Consider the following 18,790-nt stretch of genomic DNA (forward strand, 5'->3'; position numbering starts at 1 on the left):
CGCGTTTCGCTCGCGAAGGACCGGAAGGAGGGGGAGGGACTTCGACGGCCGGCACCGCCGTGTGGCGCCGCGCACGCCGAGTTCATGACGTCTCTTCGACGGGCGAACGTTCCGATGGCCGGGGTCGCTGTGTCCGCCCGGCATCGACCGGGCCATTCCATGAGCCGTTCCGACGGCTGAGGACCAGCACGAAGACGTGTCCGTGCCAGCCCCTCGGGGCCGTCGCACCTCCACGCTCCCGACGCGTCTTCCGGCGCCGTCCCGTGTGCGCCGTCCCCGGTTGCGGGGTGTGCCCCGGACCGGCGCTCCTTGCCCATCCCGGCGCTCCGTCAACGTCGACGGTGCCATCTTCCGGGCCGCGACCGTCCTGGTCCCGCGGCCTTCCGTTCGACGCCCCTGCCCGTCGTCCCGTCGGTGTCGCATGCGCAACTGCCCTCACCCGCACCGCAGATCACCTGAGCATCACGTCACACGGAGGCTTCCCATGACAGTGAACACTGAGATCGCCCGGGCGCAGACCTTCGCGAACGACGGATTCGTCACCACGGGCCCGTTGCTGTCGATGGAGGAGGTGAGGACCTACCGGGACATCTACGACCGGTTCCTCAGCGGCGAGATCGAGAGCGGCGACAAGCGCTCCGACCTCGGGTCGCACGAGCCGCGCCGCGGCGGCCAGGAGAACATCACCCAGATCATGTGGCCCTCCGCGCTCCACGAACCCCTGCGGGAGATGCCGCTGCACGCCAGGGCACTGGAGACGGCGAAGGAACTGATCGGCGACGACGCCGTGTTCGACTTCGACATGCTGATCCACAAGGCCCCCCGCACCGGTGTGCCGACCCCGTGGCACCAGGACGCGGCCTACTGGATCGATCTGCCCGACAAGCGCGCCGTGTCCATCTGGGTGGCGCTGGACGACGCAGTCCTGGACAACGGCTGCATGTGGTACGTCCGGGGCTCGCACCGTGAGCCGATCCGGCCCCACTACGCGACCAGCGACGGCAAGAACATCCAGTGCGACTGCGCGGAGACGGAGCCGGGCGCCACCGCGGTGCCGCTGTCCGCGGGCGAGGGCGTCGCGCACTCGGGCACCACCCTGCACTACTCGCGCGGCAACACCACGGACGGAGTGCGCCGCGCCTACATCCTCAACTTCCGGCCCGCGCGGATGCTCCGGCTGGAGCGGGAACGCGGCTACGACGTGGGGCTGACGGAGAACGTAAGGCTCGTCCGCAACAGCGAGTTCGACGCGCAGAGCTGAACGCCCCGGCCCCTCCACCCCCTGACACCATCGAGGTATCCCATGAACACTCCGGACCGCCCGGTGAAGCTGAGTGGCGCGGTGATGACCCACCCGCGCCGACTGGAAGAGGCCCGCGAGGTCGCGGGCACCGACCCCCGGGGCCGCATCACGGTGGTCGTCGACCCCGAGCCCGACGGACGCCCCACCGCGCTGCGGGTGGCACCGCTCTCCTGGGACTGCGTCGCCCCCGACGCCACGCACCACATGGTGCTGCAGGACGACGTGGCGATCGCCGAGGGCTTCTTCGCCTACGCCGAGCAGGTCGCGGCCGCGGCCGGTGACGAAGCGGTCGCGTTCTACGCGGGCTGGGAGACCCGCAACGGCGCCGTGGCGCGGCTCGCGGCCCTGACCGGGGATCCGTGGGCCTACACGCTCCAGGAGCATGTGCCGTGCTACGCGCTCATGCTGCCGGCCGAACTGGCCCGCGGTTACGCCCGGTTCCAGGCGGAGGACGAGCCCGGCTGGCCCTACGACGTCGTGGTGCAGCGCTATCTCAACGCCCGCGGGGTCCGGGTCAGGTTCTGCACACCCAGCCTGGTGCAGCACATGGACATGCCCAGTCTCGCGGGCAACGCCTACCACGGGCTGCGCCAGGCGACGTGGTTCGCGGAGCGGGCCGGGGATCCGGAGCCCTACGACGCGGTCCGTTTCCCGGTGGTGCCCTTCTACCAGTACGGTCTGGCCCGTTGTGCCGTCCGGCACGAGGAGGGCTGGGAATACGTCGAGACCGAGCGTCACCTGAAGCGGATCGGGCTGCTGGACGACTGTCTCGCCGCTCTCGCGTCGGCCGCTCCGTCCCCGCTGTCCGACGCGACGCGCAGGGCGGTGTGGGTCACGGCCTACGCCATCGGAGTCGTCACGGCCGGCTCCCCGGCCCCGGACGCGGCCACCGCCGAAGCGGCGATGCGGACACTGGGGCCCGGTGGCCTGTGCGAGGACTACCCCGTCGACGAACTGCTCGCCCTGGCCCGCCCGATCGCCGGTCTCGCGACGGACGCACTCGCGGCGGGGAGGCGGGCGCGCCGCGCCGACGCCGCCCGGCCGACGGCCCCGGCCGGGAGCAGGACCGTGGTGACCGGGGGTTCGAGCCGCTTCGCCCGGCAACTCGCGGGTCTGCTGGGCGACGGGGGCCTGGACGCCGTGCACCGGGCGGAGCCGCCGTCGGTACCGGATCTCACCGGGGCGCGGTACGTGGTGTATCTCGGTGGCGCCGTCCAGGGCGACGACCAGAGGCTCGACGGTGTCCTGAAGGCCGCGGAGACCGCCGGCGTGGAGCGCTTGGTGTACGCCGGTTCGTACGCCGTGTACCGGGGGAGCGCGGCGGAGCGGATCGACGAGGACGCACTGAGCGCGGCGCCGCAGGACCCCGTCGCGCTGGCCTGGTGGCAGGAGGAGCAGCGGTGCCGGGAATGGGGCGAGCGCACCGGCATCCCGGTGCAGGTGCTGCGGCTGGGCGAGCCGGTGGGGCCGTACGCGCCGCGCGACGGCGCGTGCGTACAATGGGTGCATTTGGCATGGACACGACAATCCTTGGCTCTCGCCCCGGGGGAGATCCACCAGATCCTGGACTACCGGGACATGGCCGACGCGATCGGGGCCGTCCTCGCCGCCGAGCCGTCGCGGCCGGTGTTCAACATCGCCACGGCGGCCTGCGCGGAGGAGGAACTGGCCGGCCTGGTCGCCGACGTCTCCCGCCGCACCCCCCGGGAGACCGGACCGCACACGGCGCCGCGCAACCGGCACATGACGACGGATCTCATCGAGTCCGAGCTGGGCTGGACGAGTTCGGCCTCCCTGGTCGAGGGGCTGCGCGATCTCGCGCAGTGGTACGCCTGCGACATCCACGGCGGCGACCTCCTTCCCTGACTCCCGCCCCGGCTCCCTTCCTGACCAACCGCTTCCTCGACAACCGTCCTCCCTCCACACCCCTAGGAGCACTCGATGTCCGGTATAGCCGGATGGGTAGATTTCTCGCGCGACGTGTCGGCACGGCAGGACGTCGCCGACGCAACTACGCGGACCATGGCACGCCGCGGGCCGGCCGTCGGCGGCACCTGGACCTGCGAACACGCCGCCCTGGGACAGCGGGTCCTGTCGGCCCACGGCCTGGAGGGCCGTAGCCTGCCCCTCACCGCCGCCGACGGCACCGGCACCCGCGCCGTCATCTCCTTCAACGGCGAGCTCTACAACGCCGGGGAACTGCGTACCCGGCTCCGCTCGCTCGGCCGGATCCTCGAAACCCGCACGGACGCCGAGGTCGCCCTCCACGCCTACCTGGAGTGGGGAGCGGACTTCGTCGGGCGGCTCGAAGGCGTCTACGGCTTCGCCCTCTGGGACGAACGGCGCCAGGAGCTGCTCCTCGTGCGCGACCGCCTGGGCGTCAAGCCGCTCTTCTACGCGCCCGCGCACACCGGCGTGGTGTTCGGGTCCGAACCGAAGGCGATCCTCGCGCACCCGGATTTCTCCCCCGTCCTGGACGCGGACGGGCTGCGGGACATCCTGTCGGTCGCCAGGGTCCCCGGCCACGCCGTCTTCCGCGGCATGCGGGAGGTCCTGGCCGGCTGCACGGTGCGTGTCACCCGGGAGGGCACGACGCAGGAACGGTACTGGGGCCTGCGGCTCGGGGAGCACACCGACTCCTTGGAGCGGACCGTCTCCACCGTGCGCGAACTGCTCGAAACGGTCGTCGGCGACCACATGGTCGCCGAGATCCCGCCCGCGGCGCTGCTGTCGGGAGGGCTGGACTCGAGTTCCCTGACGGCGCTGGCGGCCCAGGTCGCCCGGCGCGAAGGACTGGGCACCCTGCGCTCCTTCGCCGTCGACGACCACGACCCCTCGCTGCCCGACGGCACCTCCGGCAACGAGGACCACATCTACGCCCGGCTGATGGCGGACCACGTCGGCTCGGACCTGACCGAGATCCCGCTCGGCTCGCTGGACCTGCTCGACCCGGCCCTGCGGGCGTCCGTCCTGGGCGCCTACGACCTGCCCATCAACAAGGGCGACCAGTACGCCTCCCTGTACCGGCTGTTCGGCACCGCTCGTCGGCACGCCACGGTGGCCCTGTCCGGCGAGTGCGGGGACGACGTCTTCGGCGGCTACAACTGGCAGCGACTGCCGGAATGGGTCTTCGCCGGCACGTATCCCTGGGTGGCGCAGGGGCGGGACCGCTATGTCGGGAACGACGAGATCTTCGATGCCGGCCTGCTGGCCAAGCTCGACCTGACCGCCTACGAACTCGACACGCACAGCGCCGCGCTGGCGGAGCTGGGGGCGGCCGGGCAGATCTCCGACCCGAAGGAAGCACGGCACCGTGAGGTCACCTACCTCGCGCTGACCCGCCACTCCCGCGTCCTGTTCGACCGGCTCGACCGGCTGGGCATGAGCTGCGGCCTGCAGATCCGCATCCCCTTCGCCGACCACCGGCTCATCGACTACACGTTCAACGTCCCCTGGGCCATGAAGAGCTTCGACGGCCGGGAGAAGAGCCTGCTGCGCGCGGCCATGCGCGATCTGCTCCCCGAACGCGTGGCCATGCGGATCAAGACCCCGTACCCCAATCTGCGCACCGGCGCCTACGACCGTGTCCTGCGCGAGCGCCTCGCCGGGATCGTGCGGGATCCGCACAGCCCGAGCGCACCGCTCTTCTCGGAGGAACTCAAGCAGGCGGTGGCGTCGCACGGAGCGGACGGGCTGCGGCAGGGCGTGAGCCGGGCCGCTCTGGAGACCGCCCTCCAACTCGACACCTGGCTCACCTCCTACGACGTCCGCGTCGCTCTGTGAGCCCCTGCCTCCGCAGGCGGTGCCCCGGCCACGCGCAGCACGCCGGGAACCCGCCTGCGGCGGCACCCTCTTCCTGCCCACAGCCCTGGAAACCTTCCTGCCCACAGCCCTGGAAAGTCAGATGAGCCTGTCCCTCGCCATGCCGTCCCGTCTGTGGACGCCGAACTTCGCGTTCTACTTCACCGCCCGCGTCGCGTCGCAGGTCGGCGACACCATGATCCCGGTCGCGACGGCCGTGGCGATGTTCTCCCTCGGTTACGGGGTCAGTGGCGTCGGCTACTCGCTGGGCGCCTGGATGGGGGCCTTCGCGCTCTGCGTCGTCTTCGGAGGCGTGTTCGCGGACCGCTTCCATCCCCGTCCCCTGATGATCGGCGCGGACGCGACACGGTTCCTCGTGCAACTGCTGCTCGCCGCCTACCTGTGGCTCGGGCACCCGCCCCTCGCCGTCATGATCGTCGGATCGCTGATCGGCGGGGTGGCCACCGCCATGTTCCAGCCCGGCACCTCCAGTCTCGTGCCCCAGGTCGCGGCCGACCCGCAGAAGGCCAACGGTGTCCTGCGGGTCAGCGAGGGCTTCGCCACCATGGCCGGTCCGGCGCTGGCCGGCACGCTCGTCGCCATGGCGTCACCGGCCTGGGTCTTCGCTCTCGACGCCGTCACCTTCGCGGTCAGCGGGCTCTGCCTGCTGGCACTGCGCCTCGCACCCGTCCAGGCCGACCGGGACGCCTCCACGCTCACCAACCTCCTCACCGGGTGGCACGAGTTCCGCTCCCGCGCCTGGCTGTGGTCCGTCATCCTCATCTGGTGGGTCCTGGGCGTCTTCGTCTGGGGCCCCATCGTCCCGCTCGGCTCCGCCGCCATCATCGCGGAGCACGGCAAGGCCGCCTTCGGCTACGCGGAGGCCGCCTTCGGCGCCGGCTGCGCGATCGGCGGTCTCGTCGCCATCCGCGTCCGCGCCGCGCGTCCGTTGCGCGCGGGCGGCATCGCCATGCTCCTGTTCCCCCTCATGCCTCTGGCCGCCGCCCTCGTCCCCGTCCAGCCCCTGCTCATGGCCGGGTACGCGATCAGCGGCATCGGCTGGGCGTTCTGGGGGGTCCAGTGGTCCACCACGGTCCAGACCCAGATCCCCGAGGACCGGCTCAACCGGGTCGCCGCCTACCAGGTCGCGGGATCCATCCTCGCCGTCCCCCTCGGCCAGGTCGTCGCCGGTCCGGCCACCCACCTCGCCGACCTGCGGTCGCTCCTGCTGGCCTCCACCGTGGCGGCCGTCGCCTGCGCCCTCGCCCTGCTCGCCATCCCCGCCATCCGCAACCTGCCACGCGCCCGTCCCTGACCGACCCCCGTCCCAGCACCCGCCGGCCACCCAGCACCCGCAGGCCACCGGCCACTCCGCACCCGCCGGCCATCCGCGGCGCCTCCGGTCCCGTCCGCCCGAGGCGCTCCTCACCCGTGCCCGAAAACCGCTGAAGGAAGGACCACGACCTTGCACGCGCCCCGCAGAATCACCGTGATCGGCACCGGATACCTCGGAATCACCCATGCGGCCTGCATGGCCGAACTGGGCTACGAGGTCCTGGGCCTGGACATCGACGTGGACAAGGTCCGCCGACTGGCCAACGGCGACCTGCCCATCCACGAGAACGGACTCGGAGCCCTCCTGCGCAACGGGCTGGAGTCGGGACGGCTGGGGTTCACCACCTCGTTCGAGAAGGCGGCGGCCTTCGGAGACGTGCACTTCCTCTGCCTCGGCACCCCTCAGTCCGCCGACGGGCACGCCGCCGACACCTCCCAACTCGACGCGGCCGTCGACGCCCTGGCCCCCCATCTCGCCCGGCCGTGCCTCGTCGTCGGCAAGTCGACGGTGCCGGTCGGCACGGCCGACCGGCTCGCCCGCCGGCTCCAGGAAATGGCACCCGCCGGGACGGGCGCCGACCTGGCCTGGAACCCCGAGTTCCTGCGCGAGGGGTTCGCGGTCGAGGACACCCTGCGCCCCGACCGGATCGTCCTCGGCGTGCGGACCGCGCAGGCGGAACGCACCCTGCGCGAGCTCTACCGTCCGCTGGGCGACCCTCCTTGCGTCGTGACCGACTTCGCCACCGCGGAGCTCGTCAAGACCGCCGCGAACTCCTTCCTCGCCACGAAGATCTCCTACATCAACGCCATGGCCGAACTGTGCGAGGCGGTCGACGCCGACGTCGTGGCACTGGCCGAGGCCCTGTCCCACGACGACCGCATCGGCAAGCGTTTCCTGCACCCGGGCATCGGATTCGGCGGCGGCTGCCTCCCGAAGGACATCCGCGCCTTCCGGGCCCGGGCCGAGGAGCTCGGAGTGGGCCACGCGCTGGCGTTCCTGGGCGAGGTCGACGCGATCAACACCCGCCGCCGGGAACGGGCCGTGGAGCTGGCCCGCGACCTGGCGGGCGGGTCGCTGGAGAACTGCCCCGTCGCGGTCCTGGGCGCGGCCTTCAAGCCGGACTCCGACGACATCCGCGACTCCCCGGCCCTGGCCGTGGCGAAGGCGCTCGCGGGAGAAGGCGCACGGGTGTCGGTCTACGACCCGGCCGCGCTCGACAACGCCCGCAAGTCCTGCCCGGAACTCGGCTACGCGGGCTCCGCGGTGGAGGCGGCGACCGGTGCGCGCGTCACCCTGCTGCTCACCGAATGGGCGGACTTCACCGGCCTCGACCCGGTCGCGCTCGGCGCCGTCAGCGGCGAACGCAACATCGTCGACGGGCGCAACGTCCTCGACGCCGCCGCATGGCGCACCGCCGGCTGGAACTACCGGGCTCCGGGCCGCCCCTGAACCCGGACGGCACCGACACCCCGCACGTCCTGCGCCCCACCACGTTGCCACGCCGACAGACCTGGAGTGTTCCCCGTGTCTCCGCACGATCCTCAGCTGACCGGCATCATCGTCGTCAACGAACGCTACTTCCCCGACAGTGAACTGGCCCCGGCCCATGTCGGCGCGACGTCCTTCGCCCGCTCCGTACTGCGCTGCCTGCGGGGGGCCGGTCTGTCCGCGGGCGTCCTGCTCTACCAGCGTGACGAGGACGTCGTCGAGCCCCGGATCCGCCTGGCCCGGCGCTCCGGAGTCGTCTGCGCACTCCTGCAGTTCAACTTCCGGATGGCGCGGCGGGTGGTCAGCGGCGCCATCGCCGAGGCCGCGAGGCTCCTGCTCGCCGAGCACGGCGAGACGCGTCAGGCCATGCTCTACTACCAGACCGACTCCCTCCTGGGCTTCCACCCCGATGAGTTCGCCTGCTGCGTGACCCATCACGGCCCGTTCGTGCACGACTTCGTCGGTACGTTCTCGGCCGACGCGACCGGCCGCGCGTTCGGCGACGCGACGAAGGCACTGCACCTGCTCAAACACCAGGAACTCGGCCTGGACAGGGTCCGTACGAGCGAGCGCATGTTCGTCCTGCAACACTCCCACCTGCAGCGCACCCACCTGATCAACCGCGGCGTCGACGAGCGTCGCATCCGGGCCGTGCGACCGCCCATCGTGCTGCCGGACACGGTCGAACCCCTGCGTGACCCGGTTCTCCAGGGCTTCGTGGAGGGCGCGGCCGTGCTCGCCTTCACAGCGGTCGCGCGGCTGGACTACTTCAAGAACGTCGAACTGCTCGTCGACGGCTGTGTCCAGGCGCGCCGGCGCGGTGTCCCGCTGCGCATCCTGGTCGTCGGGGACGGCGTCGACGACGCCGCCGCCCGCGAGAGCCTGCGCTCGCGCGTGCCCGCCGAGTACGCCGACGCGTTCATGGCCGTCGGCAAGTTGCCCAAACCACAGCTCTACGCGCTGTTCGACAAGGCGAGACCGGTCGGCGTCTTCATCTGCCCCTCGCGCTACGAGACCCTGGGGATCACCCCGCTGGAGGCCGCCCTCTCCGGCGTGTGCACCCTCATGATCGACTCGGACAAGGTCGAGGCCCGCAGGTTCTTCCCCCGGACCCATCTCTTCGGACCCACCAGTGACGCGCTGGCCGACGCCGTCGTCCGCGTGCACGACAGCCATCTGGGCATCGAACAGCTCGGCAAGCAGTTGCGCGCGGACATCTCCACCGAGATCTCCCGGGAGAAGTTCGAGCAGGACACACTCACCGCCTGGGAGCACTTCTCCCGCGCCGTGCACACGGCCACCGCCTGACCACCGGCCGTACACCGGCCGCCCGTTGGAGGAGCAACGACGATGGTCCACGAAACGATCTCTCCGGACGGTCTCCCCGTCCGCGGCGCCCACCGCCGCAACCCCTACCAGTACCTGATGTCCGGCCCACAGTTCGACGCACTGCTCACCCGGCTCGCGCTGCGCCGGGCGGAGAGCGTCTGGCGCAACCACCACATCTCCCCGGAGCGCGCACCCCACGGCGTCTACCCCAGGCCGCACATGGCGTTCGTCCTGATGGACGCCACGGCGGGCCCCTGGGTACCCAACGAGGACGCCGTCCTGGCGGCCGTCACCCTGGGGGAACGGGGCCACGACTTCCTCCCCTACGCCGCGGCCAAGGCGGCCGGGCACCGAAGAACCGGCCACAACTGGGGCACCGCCGTCCTGGTGGACCCGCACTTGTGCGGCGACGGCGGCTTCCGCTACGGCCACTCCGCCGAGGTACGCGGCCAGATCGTCGGGGCCAGCTCGCAGAGCCCCGACCAGGACCTCCACGAAGCCGCGGCGCTCGCCACGGACTTCGTCCAGGCGCTGTCCGAACTCCACCAGGCGTGGGAACGACGCACCGGCCCTGGCGAGTGGTTCACCACCGACGGCGGCACCGGCCCCGAACCCGTCGCCATGACCCGCTGGTTTCCTGCCCCGGAGCCCGGCGCGGCGCCCTGACGCCTGGCAGCCGCACGCCGCCCGCCATCCGCCGTCCACAACGGAGGCGGAACGCGGCGCGGACGGCGCTGGTCCCGGAGGCGGCGGGGGACTGACCGAGTTACCTGCACAGGCGAGGGCCCTGCCCGTCCGACACGGACGGGCAGGGCCCTCGCGCGTACAACTACCGGCTGTACTACTCCGCCGAGGCGAGCCCGACGAACCCCACCCACGCCTCACGCGACACCTGGAGGACCGGCCCAGTCGCGGTCTTGGAGTCCCGGACGTGCACGGCTCCCATGCCCGCCGCAACCTCGATGCACTGGCCGCCCTCGGTTCCGCTGTAGCTGCTCTTGAACCAGGCGAGGGATTCAGTGTTGTTCATAGCTCTCCCAGCAACTTCTCGATGAACGTCAGCGACTCTCGCGGGGTGAGAGCCTGTGAACGGATAATCCCATAGCGCGCGGCGGCGAGAACCGTTTGCTCCGGGTCGGTCGCCAGGGTGCTGGTGCTCTGCGCTTCGACGTACAGAAACTTCTTGCCGTCCTTGCGCGTGACAACCGTGAACGGGCCGTTCACGCCTGCGTTGTCTTCGCAGTCGGTCGGCATGACCTGGAGTTCGACGTTGCGCCGCTGGCCGGTCAGGAGCAGGTGTTCCAGTTGCCCTCGAAGAACTTCCTTGCCACCGTACCTGTGCCGCAGGACCGACTCGTCCATCACGAAGCTCAGCAGCGGCGCTGGGCGACGGTCGAGGATGTCCTGCCGGGCCAACCGAGCCATCACCCGTTGCTCGATCGTCTCCTGATCCAGAGGCGGACATCGCATGGCGAGCAGCGCCCGCATGTACTCCTCGGTTTGCAGCAGGCCGTTGACCACTACCGTGTCGTACGCGAGCAACTCCATCGCCCGCTTCTCCAACTGCGCCATCCCCTGGAAGAACGCCGGGTACTGCGCCTTCTCCAGCATCTCCTTCCACACCGTCAGCAGGCCGCCCGCATCCAGCACCTGGTCCGTCCGGTCGATCGCCCGCGGCGGCGAAATTCTCCGGCCCTGCTCGAACGACGCGATGGTCGACGCCGAGTAGCCCAGCCGGTTTCCCAGCTCCTCCCGTTCCATCCCCGCCCGCGTCCGCAGCGTCTTCATGCTCTGCCCGAACGCGGTGACCACACCCTGGCTGGACTTGTCCGCCGCCCGTGCGCCGCTGTCTTCGTCCCGATCCGCCCTGGCCTCGGCCCCGGCCTCGGGTTTCGTCCGCTCTGCCGCCATCGCACCCTGCCTCCCCGGACCAACGCCCACCGCTGGGCGCGGTCACGCCGTGCTTCACGTACCGGCACCGACACCGCGCGTACAAGAGGTTCGCGTCAGTGCGTCACCGCTGGTCACGCTACGCCACCGCGACGAGCCTGGTGGTCATGAACAGCAACGTCGACACCCACGGCCGCATGACTCAACCTTCCGGCTCGTCCTCGTACTTGAGTGCCCATGTCTTCGCCATGGGGTTCACCTCCACCGCCCGTGGTGCCCGGCTCGCCCGTCGGCTGGCCGCCGTCCGCCTCGACGAGTGGGGCGTGCCGTACGGGACCGGGCCGCACGAGGCGGTCGTGCTGGTCGTCGCCGAGCTCGCGGCGAACGCGGTGCGGCACGGGCACGTGTCCGGGCGGGACTTCCACCTCCTACTCCGCATGACGGCGGAGGACCGGCCGACCGTACGGGTCGAGGTGAGCGACACCCGGGGCGAGCGAGTGCCGTTCCGGCCCGGGGAACTCCCCGTGCCCGCGCCGGGATCCGGGCTCGCCGGCGGGGGGCGGGGGCTGCTGCTCGTCGAGGGGATCGCCGACCGCTGGGGCTGGCATCCGAGGTCGCACGCGCCGGGGAAGACGGTCTGGGCCGAGTGCGGGCTTACCGGGCCGTCCGCCCCCTGACGCGGACGGACGGCCGTCGGCCGCCACCCGGGCCCGGGACGAGCTCGTCGTCACCTGAAGCGGCAAGGCAAGCCGCTTCCTGCCCGCGGACGCGGACGCCACCGCTCTCCGGGCCGTGGACCTGCTCCGGCCGGACGGTCCGACGCCCGGTTCGGCAGTGGCGTCCATCGCCTGACAGCCGGCCGGGGAGAGGGGAGGGAAGACGGACGTGCGCAACGCGGCCTTGAGGTCTTGGGGTCACCTCACATCCGCCGGACCCCTGGACCGGTTGGTTCTCTTCGCTCGGCACCGGCCCGCTTCTCCCGAATTCCGCATGGCACAACCGGATGTGGTCCGCCACCCGGGTGTGGCGCCGGTGCGGCCGGGTCAGCCCCGGTAGCGGGCGCGGCCCGCCGCGGCAGCGACCGTCAGCGGTACGGTGAGGACCGCGGCCGTCAGGAACATTCCCCGGTAGGCGTGGTGCTCGGCGGGTCCGGCGGCGAAAGCGCTGGCGAGGGCGCTGCCGACGTAGAGAGCCAGGCCGAACATGGCGACGCCGGTGGCGCGGGCTGCCGGAGAGAGGCCGGTGGCCCAGGACTGGATCGTGGAGTGCATGAACGACCAGCCGCCGCCGAGCAGCAGTGTGCACACCACCAGCGCGGGCACCGACCGGCTGGCCGCGGCGAGGCCGAACGCCACCGCCATCTGCACCCCGCCGACCACGATCAGCCGTACCGGTGTCCAGCGCCCGACCAGCCGCTTGACCGTCTGCGCCGCGGCCATCGAGCCCACGCCGTACAGCGCGGACACCGCACCGGCCAGCGTCGCCGAGGCGCCCTGGGCCTCCAGGGCTGGTGCGATGTACGTCAAGAAGCCCAGTAGGACGGCGCCTTCGAGCATCGCGACGGCCATGACGTACCACTGCCAGCGGGAGCGCAGGACGACCTTGAACGGGGCCAGCAGCGCACCGGGCGCCGACCGCGGCGGCTCCGGCAGCCGGCGCAGGGCGACGGCCAGGTATGCGGCGATCAAGCCGGGCAGGGCGAAGACCAGGCGCCAACTGACGTAGTGCGCCAGCGCTCCGGCAACGATGGTGGCCACAGCGGTGCCGAGTGCGAACGCGGTCATCAGTTCGCTGAGCGGGCGCTGGCGGACCGGGGCGGGCACGGTGTCCCCGATGTACGTGATGGACGCGGCGATGGACGCGGCGAAGAACGCGCCGGCCGCGGCGCGTGCCACGATCAGCACGGTCGCGTCGGGTGCGATCACCGAGCAGAGTGCGGCGACGACGGCCCCGGTCAGCGAGAGCCGCATCACCCGCACCCGGCCGAGACGGTCGCTCGCAAGGCCCCAGACCGGCTGCATCAGGCCGTAGGCGAGGAAGTAGCCGCTGGCGGCGAGCATCACCGTGGGCAGCGAGACGCCCAGCTGGGTGCCGATGAGCAGCAGCATCGGGGTGATGCAGAAGCGGTCGAAGTTGCTGACGAAACCGGCGGCGCGCAACAGGCGCAGCGAGGCGGCGGGGAGCGGCGGGGCGGTCGGGCCCGCGGCGGCGGCCGGAGGGGGCGCGGGGGTGGTGCGGTCCGAGTCGGTGGTGTCCATGGGGCTCCTTATGTCGTGCCTGCCGGTGCTTTCGGACCGGCAGCTCCAGCTCACACCGCGGACGGTCACGGTGGCCCCGTAGCCGATTACCCTTGCTCACACGTTGTGGACGTGGTGCCAGGCCCCGGGGCGGGTCGGCGTCACAAGGGGGACGGGTATGAACGGCGGCGGACTCAACGGCCCGGGCCGCGAACTGGGCGCGTTTCTGCGCTCTCGCCGCGAGCGGCTGGCGCCCGCCGATGTGGGGCTGCCCGGCTCACCACGGCGCCGTACTCCGGGGCTGCGGCGCGGGGAGGTCGCGGAGCTGGCCGGGATCAGCAGTTCCTGGTACGCGTGGCTGGAGCAGGGCCGGGTCCGCACGTCGGAACAGGTGCTGCGGTCGGTGGCGCGGGCCTTGCGCCTGGCCCCGGACGAGACCGCGCATGTGATGTCGTTCGTGGAACGAACCGCGCCAGCCGAGCAGCCGCCGGGGTGGGTGTCGCGGAATCTGCTGTCGCTGGTGGAGTCGCTGGCGCCGAACCCGGCCGTGGTGCTCGACCCGCACTGGGACCTGCTGGCCTGGAACCCGGGGTACACGGCGCTGCTCACCGACCTGGCGCGGCTGGCGCCCAAGCAGCGCAATCTGCTGTGGCTGGTGTTCCGCTGGCCGCCGGCCCGTGCGCTGCTGGCCAGTTGGGAGCCGGAGGCGCGGAGTCTGCTCGGCCAGTTCCGGGCGAAGGCAGCCCGGCACCCGGAGGACAGCCGGTACGCCGAGATCACCGAGGAGCTCCTTGCCGACCCGGATGCGGCGCGCTGGTACGGCCGCCGGGAGACCTCGGCGTTCCATCCCGCAGTACGCCATTTCCGACACCCCGTGGCCGGCGATCTGCGGCTGCGGTACGTCAAGCTCGCCGCCGTCGACGAGCCGGGCCACCATCTGCTGGCCTACCTTCCCGACGACCGGGCGACGGAGAAGGCCCTGAGGTTGCTCGTCGGATGAGCCGGTGCCCCCTTCACGCGGGCGGGCGTACCGCCGCCGAGCCGGGCGGCCATCGCGTAGAGCTGGACGCGAGAGCGGTGCAGCGGCAGGCTGTTCAGATGTCCCTGAAATGTGCTGCATGTTCTCTGAGCTGGGGAAATGAGTCTCCCCCAAGATCATCTTGCACGTTCGCTGCACGAGCGGTCCGTCTGCACATCAGGTGGCCTTCTCGTACATGCTGCACACCGCCCGGCGGACCTTGGCGCCAGCGCCTGAGAGCCTGTGGACGTAAGTACGTAGAGTAATCGCCGAATCGGCGTGACCGAGGCGGTCTGTGAGGGTGTAAATGTTCACGCCTTTCGGCAGGGTCATCTTGGCGTCAGTCTCTCTACTGAACAGATCCGTCTGTGGACGCCGTCAGGGTCGCTCCAGTGGGTCCGCCATCGCTTGCCCTGGCCGTGCGCCTTGGACTGCGACATTCCCCTTGTGATGGCGGCACATGGGGGCCTGAGGGTGCGGCTCCTGGCGCTCTTCTGGTGTGTAGGAGGGCAGTCGAGGGCGGGTGGGCGTCGGCTGGGGTGCTGCGTGGCCACGCAGCGTCCCGCCGTGTCTGGAGGCACTGTCCGGATCGCCGTTTCGTGCCAGGGACAATGTGATAGTGGTAGCGGTTGACGGTGGACCGAACGGGGGAGTCGGAGACGTGCGCGATCCGTTGGAGAACGTGGAACTCATTGAGGCCGTACAGGGCTTGCGGGATCAGCTGATGGCCTCTGTGCACGCCGCGGACGGCCAGCGCATCAGGTTCGAGGTCGACGAGATCACTCTGGACTTCTCGGTCGAGCTGCGGCGCGACGCGACGGCCAAGGCGGGGTTCAAGGCATGGGTGGTCTCCGGCGACGCCCAGGTGGGGATGGCGCAGAACGCCGTCCACAAGGTGTCCGTGAAGCTGAAGCCGAAGGACTCGGCCAACGGCGGGCCGATCGAGATCGGAAATCAGGCCGAGGTCGACATGGGTGACTTCGAGCATCCGTCCGGACTGCGCGCCGGATGAACGCCCGGTCCGTCGAGCGTATCGCCATCGTCCAGGGATCGCGGCAGGGCAGCGGCTTCCTACTGGACTCCCGCCTGGTGCTCACTTCGGCGCACTTGTTCGAAGGGGAGGGTGGGGCTGCTCGCGTCGCCGTCCCCGGAGGGACGGGGACGCGCAGCTGCCGCCTCGTGTGGCGCCGCTACGACGAGTCGTGCGACGCGGCCCTGCTCGAAGCGGATGAAGGCCTGGCCAGGGAGGCCACGACGTGCCGGATGTCCGATGTTCGGTGGGGTCGGATTTCCGGCCTGGCCGCCTGGGAGAACTGCGAAGCGGTGGGCTACCCGCGGATCTCGCTCCGGGACGGGATGCGGCCGGACACCGAGCAGATCGTGGGCACGCTGAAGCCGGGATCATCCGTCCTGCGCGGCCGCTATGTCCTGGACAGTTCCCACGCCCCGCCGCCCGCGGCCGGCACCTCCGGCGCATCGCCGTGGCAGGGGATGTCGGGCGCCGCGCTCTTCGTCGGCGAATACCTGATCGGCGTGGTCTCCGGGGATCCCGCGCAGTGGGGTCACGCGCGGGTGGAAGCCGTTCCCATCTCCGTCGTGGTGGCCGATGCCGGCTTCCGGCGGGCGGTGGAGGCAGCTGCAGGGCTCTGTCCCGAGGTGGTGGAGATCGGCAGGTCGGCGCCGCAGGTGGTGCACGAGGCCTCCGCCTCCTGCGAGGGCGACTGGCTCCCTGTCGCCGACGCTGACCCGGTCTCCTTCGGTGTTCATCGCGCGCCGGATGCCTCCGGCCATCCGGACGTCGTGCAATACGTGCCACGCTGCGTCGATGCGCAAGTGGACGCCCGGCTCGAAGCGCTGGCGGAAACGGGCGGCATGCTGCTGCTGACAGGGGATTCGGCCGCGGGCAAGTCGAGGGTCCTGTTCGAAAGTATGATCCGCAATCTCGGGGACCGGTCGGTCTGCAAGCCGGACCCCGACGCCGACCTGTCCTCCCTGTATTCCTCCTCTGGAAGTGATCACGAGAAGGTCGTATGGCTCGACGACCTGCACAACTACCTGCGGTCCGACGGGCTGACGCCGTCCCTGCTCGACCGGCTCGTCCGCCGCGGCACGGTCGTGCTTGCCACGCTGCGCACCGAGTTCCACGAGCATTACACGGACGAGGAGGACGGCCCGTCGCTCTCGCGGAGCACCGGGCCGCGCCTGCCGTCCTCGCCGGGCAGAGTGATCCGCGCAGCGCATCACATCATCCTGGACCGGATCTGGACCGACGACGAGCGGTGGGCTGCGTCGTTGAGCGAGGATCCGCGCGTCGTTGCGGCACTGAACGCCGACAGGGCGCACGGGGTGGCGGAGTACCTTGCGGCGGGACCGCAGGTCCTCAAGCGGTGGAAGGCCGCTTCCCGGGTGAAGGGCAACCCCCGGGGTGCCGCGCTCGTCGCGGCCGCCGTCGCCCTCGCCCGCACAGGTGTGGACACTGCGCTGGCGCCGGAGTCCCTGGAACGCCTCCACGCGTACTTCCTCGACCGGGAGGGCGGCCCGGCGCTGCGGCCGGAAGGCATGGAGGAAGCCTGGGACTGGGCGTCCAGGATCGTGCTGGGCGTGACCAGCCCCCTGGTACCGGGCCGGGGAGGAACGTGGAAGCCGTTCGACTACCTCGTGTCCGACGCCGCGCGCCGGTCCCGACCGAGTGAGCTCCCGGGACAGGTGTGGGACGAGGCCCTGCGCATCGTGGATGACTCGCGCCGTGTGCTGGTGTCGACCGTCGCCAAGGTGGCGGGCCGGCCGGACGTGGCCAAGGAGGTGCTCCGCCCCCTGGCGGAGGCGGACGATCCCGACGGCCTGATCAACCTGGGGGCGCTGCTGGCCGCGGAGAAGGACTATGACGGTGCTGGCCGCTGCTTCGAGCGCGCTTCCTGCCTGGGCGACTCCAGCGGGGCTCACAACATGGGTGCCCTGTCCTTCGCGAGGGGGGATCTGGAAGCGGCACGGGAGTGGTACGAGCGTGCGATCGCGGGCGGGGAACGGGAGTCGATCGGCGCCCTCGGTCTGGTCCACGAAAAGCTGGGGAACCAGGACGAGGCGATAGCGCTCTGGAAGCGCGGTACCGAGGCTGGCGATCCCGGGAGTGCACTGCACTACTCGGACTGGCTGAGGTCGGAGTGGCAGTCGGATGAAGCCGTCGAGGCCCTGAGAGTTGCCGCGGACGGTGAGATCCCGTTCGCCGCGCTCTCGTACGCCGGCGTCCTCCTGCGCAGGGAAGACCACGAAACGGCGAACGCCTATGTCGCGCGTGCCTACGATGCGGCGGTCAAGCAGGGGAATCTGGGCGACCCGATCGGCTGCCTGATGGCCGGCGTGACCGCGTACTCCTTCGGCAACGTCCGGCTGGGGGAGGAGTGGTGGAGCCGGGCACGGGAGCACGGCCACCCATCGGACTGGGTGGTCCTGGAAGCCGCGGACGGCTCGGCCGGACTCCCGCACCTGGCCTTCAGCCAGGATTGCCTGAACAGACTCGGGCACGAGGAAGCCCGTTCCCTCATGCAGTTGCTCTGGGCCGGCGACTGCCAGGACTGCGGATACCCGCTGGGCGACGGCGTTCCGGCACTCCATGTGGACGACCAGTACAGCTGGGCCGACGCACGGCTCTTCCACTTCGGACTGTGCCGGTATCCGCACTGGAACGATTCGGCCCTGATCAATGTGGCCAAAGAGGCGGGTATCAGCTGGACGGCCTTCACCGCCGGAGTGCCTGTGGGGGAGCGGAACGACCTGCTCGTTCCCGCTCTCGTGGTCAACCCCTTTCTCGAGGTGGCGCAGTTGGTCCAGAGCGGGGACCGCTGGACGGCCACGTCTGCTTTCGGGCCCCGGTCGGCCCACGCTGAAGCGCTCGACCTCCAACCGCTGTGGTCCGGATTGCCGCCCAGGTCGTCCGACGGGCGTGCTCGGGCATTCACCGGTCCTGGTGAGGTCGCGGTGGCAACGTTCGGCCAGCTCTGGACCGCTCCTGGAACCGAGGAGTTCATCGCACTGGTGCAGCAGTACGGAGGAATGCTGCTCATCGTGGCGAGCACCGTCGGACCTAATTCCCCAGCCACCGTGGAAGTCCTGACCGACGCTCTGGAGGCCTGGGACTCGATGACGAGGTGGGTCCCTCTGAAATCCGATGCCTCGGGTTAGGAGTGCCGAACCACCCTACGACGCTAGGTGGTTCGGGAGGCAGCGAAGGGTGGAGAGCTCTGCGTCCAGGCCCAGGACGGCCATGGTCGTTGCGTCTGCCTATTCCAGGATGCCCTACGGGGCGCCGGGCCGTCTCCTGTCGGGCCACGCAGACCACGCCCGAGTCGGGGCGGCGGAAGTACACGCGGATGCCCCGCGTCCTCCGGAAC

The 18,790-nt window shown here is 70.9% G+C and carries 14 protein-coding genes; 11 read left to right on the forward strand and 3 right to left on the reverse strand.

Annotated elements, in window-relative coordinates; all coding sequences use genetic code 11:
• The first annotated feature begins 484 nt into the window (after positions 1 to 484).
• The 7 genes from ACFYY6_RS10740 to ACFYY6_RS10770 all read left to right on the forward strand — a co-directional run bounded on the left by ACFYY6_RS10740 (position 485) and on the right by ACFYY6_RS10770 (position 9,923).
• Positions 485 to 1,261, forward strand: a complete 777-nt coding sequence (locus ACFYY6_RS10740) for a phytanoyl-CoA dioxygenase family protein (RefSeq protein ID WP_386608264.1) — start codon at positions 485 to 487, stop codon at positions 1,259 to 1,261.
• Between the two features lie 42 nt (positions 1,262 to 1,303).
• A complete protein-coding gene (locus ACFYY6_RS10745; RefSeq protein WP_389192679.1) occupies positions 1,304 to 3,169 on the forward strand; it encodes an NAD-dependent epimerase/dehydratase family protein in 1,866 nt (621 codons plus the stop codon).
• Positions 3,170 to 3,244: 75 nt separating this feature from the next.
• Positions 3,245 to 5,086: an asparagine synthase (glutamine-hydrolyzing) gene (asnB, locus tag ACFYY6_RS10750; RefSeq protein WP_389192682.1), complete on the forward strand. Its 1,842-nt coding sequence runs from the start codon at positions 3,245 to 3,247 to the stop codon at positions 5,084 to 5,086.
• 121 nt (positions 5,087 to 5,207) lie between these two features.
• Positions 5,208 to 6,419: an MFS transporter gene (locus ACFYY6_RS10755; protein WP_351517361.1), complete on the forward strand. Its 1,212-nt coding sequence runs from the start codon at positions 5,208 to 5,210 to the stop codon at positions 6,417 to 6,419.
• Between the two features lie 150 nt (positions 6,420 to 6,569).
• On the forward strand, positions 6,570 to 7,889 hold the full coding sequence (locus ACFYY6_RS10760; protein ID WP_351517360.1) for a UDP-glucose/GDP-mannose dehydrogenase family protein: 1,320 nt from the start codon (positions 6,570 to 6,572) through the stop codon (positions 7,887 to 7,889).
• Positions 7,890 to 7,964: 75 nt separating this feature from the next.
• Positions 7,965 to 9,236: a glycosyltransferase gene (locus ACFYY6_RS10765; protein ID WP_389192686.1), complete on the forward strand. Its 1,272-nt coding sequence runs from the start codon at positions 7,965 to 7,967 to the stop codon at positions 9,234 to 9,236.
• 42 nt (positions 9,237 to 9,278) lie between these two features.
• The gene (locus ACFYY6_RS10770; RefSeq protein WP_389192692.1) at positions 9,279 to 9,923 is read left to right on the forward strand and encodes a hypothetical protein; all 645 of its coding nucleotides are present in this window, start codon (positions 9,279 to 9,281) and stop codon (positions 9,921 to 9,923) included.
• A gap of 175 nt (positions 9,924 to 10,098) precedes the next feature.
• Here the strand turns inward: ACFYY6_RS10770 and ACFYY6_RS10775 are convergent, their stop codons facing one another.
• On the reverse strand, positions 10,099 to 10,287 hold the full coding sequence (locus ACFYY6_RS10775) for a DUF397 domain-containing protein (protein ID WP_389192695.1): 189 nt from the start codon (positions 10,285 to 10,287) through the stop codon (positions 10,099 to 10,101).
• Complete coding sequence (locus ACFYY6_RS10780; protein WP_389192698.1) at positions 10,284 to 11,168, reverse strand: helix-turn-helix domain-containing protein; 885 nt, start codon at positions 11,166 to 11,168, stop codon at positions 10,284 to 10,286. The genes ACFYY6_RS10775 and ACFYY6_RS10780 overlap by 4 nt, the downstream gene beginning before the upstream one ends.
• Positions 11,169 to 11,314: 146 nt before the next feature.
• Between ACFYY6_RS10780 and ACFYY6_RS10785 the strand changes: the two genes are divergently transcribed.
• The gene (locus ACFYY6_RS10785; RefSeq protein WP_199883219.1) at positions 11,315 to 11,824 is read left to right on the forward strand and encodes an ATP-binding protein; all 510 of its coding nucleotides are present in this window, start codon (positions 11,315 to 11,317) and stop codon (positions 11,822 to 11,824) included.
• Positions 11,825 to 12,190: 366 nt separating this feature from the next.
• Here ACFYY6_RS10785 and ACFYY6_RS10790 read toward each other — a convergent pair whose 3' ends face one another.
• A complete protein-coding gene (locus ACFYY6_RS10790) occupies positions 12,191 to 13,405 on the reverse strand; it encodes an MFS transporter (protein WP_389192701.1) in 1,215 nt (404 codons plus the stop codon).
• 157 nt (positions 13,406 to 13,562) lie between these two features.
• On the opposite strand from ACFYY6_RS10790, the gene ACFYY6_RS10795 reads away from it, so the two are divergent.
• From ACFYY6_RS10795 to ACFYY6_RS10805, 3 genes are all read left to right on the forward strand, one after another.
• Positions 13,563 to 14,384, forward strand: coding sequence for a helix-turn-helix transcriptional regulator (locus ACFYY6_RS10795; RefSeq protein WP_384411307.1), 822 nt, complete (start codon positions 13,563 to 13,565; stop codon positions 14,382 to 14,384).
• 679 nt (positions 14,385 to 15,063) lie between these two features.
• Positions 15,064 to 15,414: a trypco2 family protein gene (locus tag ACFYY6_RS10800; RefSeq protein ID WP_389192704.1), complete on the forward strand. Its 351-nt coding sequence runs from the start codon at positions 15,064 to 15,066 to the stop codon at positions 15,412 to 15,414.
• A complete protein-coding gene (locus ACFYY6_RS10805; protein WP_389192707.1) occupies positions 15,411 to 18,581 on the forward strand; it encodes a trypsin-like peptidase domain-containing protein in 3,171 nt (1,056 codons plus the stop codon). Before ACFYY6_RS10800 ends, ACFYY6_RS10805 begins: the two co-directional genes overlap by 4 nt.
• Positions 18,582 to 18,790 lie beyond the last annotated feature (209 nt).

The organism is Streptomyces sp. NPDC001750, assembly GCF_042892615.1.
In the GTDB taxonomy this organism is placed as follows: domain Bacteria; phylum Actinomycetota; class Actinomycetes; order Streptomycetales; family Streptomycetaceae; genus Streptomyces.